Here is a 3,009-nt window from a genome sequence, read left to right as displayed (position 1 = left end):
GGCGGGATGCCGCGCAGCTCGAAGCGCGCCAGGCTGCGGCAATCGGCCACCAGGTCGCGCTCGCCCTGCACCACGTGGATGGCCATGGCGGTCTGGCCGTCCTTGAAGGTGGTGAAGTCCTGCGCCTTGGCCGTGGGGATGGTCTCGTTGCGCAGCACGATGCGCTCCACCAGCCCGCCCATGGTCTCGATGCCCAGCGACAGCGGGATCACGTCCAGCAGCAGCAGGTCGCCCTGCGGGTTGTTGCCGGCCAGCTGGTTGGCCTGGATGGCGGCGCCCAGCGCCACCACCTCGTCGGGGTTCAGGTTGACCAGCGGTTCGCGGCCGAAGAATTCCGCCACCGCGCGCCGCACCTGCGGCATGCGGGTGGAGCCGCCCACCATCACCACGCCCTGCACTTCCTCGCGCTGGAGCTTCGCGTCCCGCACGGCCTTGCGCACGGCGGACAGGGTGCGGGCGGTGAGCTCCTTGGTGAGGGCCTCGAAACCGGCCGCCGTCACGCGCACGGTGGCCGTGCGGCCGCCGAGGGACAGCGGCACGTCGACCGCGTCCTCGTCCGACAGCCGCTCCTTCACCTGGCGCGCCAGCATCTTGATCGCGGACTTGTCGGCCGCGCTCGCGGCGGCCAGGCCGGACTGCTGCAGCAGCCAGTCGGCCAGCGCGCGGTCGTAGTCGTCGCCGCCCAGGGCCGAATCGCCGCCGGTGGAGACCACCTCGAACACCCCGCGCGACAGGCGCAGGATGGAGATGTCGAAGGTGCCGCCGCCCAGGTCGTAGACCGCGTAGAGGCCCTCGCTGCCGTTGTCCAGCCCGTACGCGATGGCTGCCGCGGTCGGCTCGTTGATCAGGCGCAGCACGTGGAGGCCGGCAAGCTGCGCCGCGTCCTTGGTGGCCTGCCGCTGCGCCTCGTCGAAGTAGGCCGGCACGGTGATGACCGCACCGTACAGGTCGGCGGCGAAGGTGTCCTCGGCCCGGTAGCGCAGCGTCGCCAGGATCTCGGCGCTCACCTCCACCGGCGACTTGACGCCTTCGCGCGTCTGCAGCTTCACCATGCCCGGCGCTTCGACGAAGCGATAGGGCAGCTTCTCGCGGCCGGCGATGTCGGCCAGGCCGCGGCCCATGAAGCGCTTGACGGAGGCGATGGTGTTCTCGGCGTCCTCGGCCTGGGCCGCCACGGCATCCCAGCCGATCTGGCGCCGGCCCTCGCCGAGGTAGCGCACCACGGAAGGCAGGAGCACGCGGCCCTCGCCATCCGGCAGGCATTCGGCCACGCCGTGGCGCACGGAGGCGACCAGCGAATGGGTGGTGCCGAGGTCGATGCCGACGGCGATGCGGCGCTGGTGGGGATCGGGCGAGGCGCCGGGTTCGGAGATCTGCAGCAGGGACATGGCTTGTGCGGTGAACCGGCTATTGTCCCAGTTGCGCGAGCCGGTCTTCGATGTCGGCCCCAAAGCGCTCGACGAACATGAGGGCTCTGACCTGCTGCGCCGCGCCGCGGGGGTCGTCCTGCACGTCCAGCAGCTCCTGGATCCGCTGCAGCATCTCGCGTCGCCGCGCCAGCACGCGATCGGACAGCGCGTCGAGTTCTTCCTCGCTGTCCGCCTCGTCCAGCGCCTCGCGCCAGTCCATCTGCTCCATCAGGAACTCGCCCGGCATGGCGGTGTTGCTGTGCTTCTCGATCGGCGCGCCGCGCAGCTCGCACAGGTATTCGGCGCGCCTGAGCGGGTCCTTCAGGCGCTGGTAGGCCTCGTTGATGCGCACGGACCATTGCAGCGCCACGCGCTGGGCGGCCGCCCCTTCGGCGGCGAACTTGTCGGGATGCGCCTCGCGCTGCAGTTCCTTCCAGCGCGCGTCGATCTCCGCGCGCTCCTGCGCGAAGCGCTGCGGCAGGCCGAACAGCTGGAAGTCGGTGGTGCTCAGGTCCATGTACGGCAAAACAAAACCGCCAGCACCGGGGAGTGAAGGCGGTTTCATGCTCGGGCGGGGCTCAGATGCGGAAGGACTCTCCGCATCCGCAGCGATCGCGCTCGTTGGGGTTGTTGAACTTGAAGCCCTCGTTGAGGCCTTCGCGCACGAAATCGAGCTCGGTGCCGTCGATGTACGCCAGGCTCTTCGGATCCACCAGCAGCTTCACGCCGTGGTTCTCGAACACGATGTCCTCCGGCGCCACCTCGTCGACGTATTCCAGCTTGTAGGCCAGCCCCGAGCAACCGGTGGTCTTGACGCCGAGGCGCACGCCCACGCCCTTGCCGCGCTTGGCAATGTAGCGGGTCACGTGCCGGGCCGCGGCTTCGGTCAGCGTCACAGCCATGTTCAATTCGCGTGCTTCTTCTTGTAGTCCTCGACGGCGGCCTTGATCGCGTCCTCGGCCAGGATCGAGCAGTGGATCTTCACGGGCGGCAGCGCCAGTTCTTCCGCGATCTGGCTGTTCTTGATCGAGGCGGCCTCGTCCAGCGTCTTGCCCTTGACCCATTCGGTCACGAGCGAGCTGGAGGCGATGGCCGAGCCGCAGCCGTAGGTCTTGAAGCGCGCGTCCTCGATCACGCCGGTGGCCGGGTTGACCTTGATCTGCAGCTTCATCACGTCGCCGCAGGCGGGGGCGCCCACCATGCCGGTGCCGACGTCCTCATCACCCTTCGCGAAGGAGCCGACGTTGCGGGGGTTCTCGTAGTGCTCGACGACTTTCTGCGAATAAGACATTGCGGTACTCCTGTTCTGTTCTCAGTGCGCGGCCCACTGGATGGTGCTGAGGTCGACGCCCTCCTGGTACATCTCCCACAGCGGGCTCAGCTCGCGCAGCTTGGCGACGTTCTGCTTGATCGTCGCGACGGCATAGTCGATTTCCTCTTCGGTCGTGAAGCGGCCGATCGTCATGCGCAGGCTGCTGTGGGCCAGTTCGTCGCTGCGGCCCAGGGCGCGCAGCACGTAGCTTGGCTCGAGCGAGGCGGACGTGCAGGCGGAGCCCGAAGAAACCGCGATGCCCTTGATGCCCATGATCAGCGACTCGCC

Annotated in this window: 4 protein-coding genes and 1 pseudogene; all 5 read right to left on the bottom strand. The window is 68.6% G+C overall.

All coding sequences use genetic code 11. From position 1 onward, the window contains the following. Positions 1-1,388 (bottom strand): Fe-S protein assembly chaperone HscA (gene hscA / locus VFM98_RS06085; RefSeq protein ID WP_325109008.1); only part of this gene is annotated, 1,388 nt, incomplete at its 3' end. 19 nt (positions 1,389-1,407) lie between these two features. Further along, positions 1,408-1,926 (bottom strand): Fe-S protein assembly co-chaperone HscB, encoded by a 519-nt coding sequence (gene hscB, locus VFM98_RS06080; protein WP_325109007.1) that lies wholly within the window; start codon positions 1,924-1,926, stop codon positions 1,408-1,410. Positions 1,927-1,987: 61 nt separating this feature from the next. Further along, on the bottom strand, positions 1,988-2,311 hold the full coding sequence (iscA, locus tag VFM98_RS06075; protein WP_325109006.1) for an iron-sulfur cluster assembly protein IscA: 324 nt from the start codon (positions 2,309-2,311) through the stop codon (positions 1,988-1,990). Between the two features lie 2 nt (positions 2,312-2,313). Continuing rightward, positions 2,314-2,700: a Fe-S cluster assembly scaffold IscU gene (gene iscU / locus VFM98_RS06070; RefSeq protein ID WP_325109004.1), complete on the bottom strand. Its 387-nt coding sequence runs from the start codon at positions 2,698-2,700 to the stop codon at positions 2,314-2,316. A gap of 21 nt (positions 2,701-2,721) precedes the next feature. Next, a pseudogene (locus tag VFM98_RS06065) lies at positions 2,722-3,009 on the bottom strand (IscS subfamily cysteine desulfurase); the annotation flags it as partial.

This window comes from Ramlibacter sp. (assembly GCF_035706265.1).
Taxonomy (GTDB): domain Bacteria; phylum Pseudomonadota; class Gammaproteobacteria; order Burkholderiales; family Burkholderiaceae_C; genus Ramlibacter.
Note: the sequence above shows the minus strand (reverse complement) of the source record. Positions and strands in the feature narration are given on the sequence as shown.

Bases quoted from the DNA above. Each gene is read 5' to 3' on its own strand.
- iscA (WP_325109006.1), bottom strand. From the start codon at position 2,311: ATGGCTGTGACGCTGACCGAAGCCGCGGCCCGGCACGTGACCCGCTAC.
- hscB (WP_325109007.1), bottom strand. From the start codon at position 1,926: ATGGACCTGAGCACCACCGACTTCCAGCTGTTCGGCCTGCCGCAGCGC.
- iscU (WP_325109004.1), bottom strand. From the start codon at position 2,700: ATGTCTTATTCGCAGAAAGTCGTCGAGCACTACGAGAACCCCCGCAAC.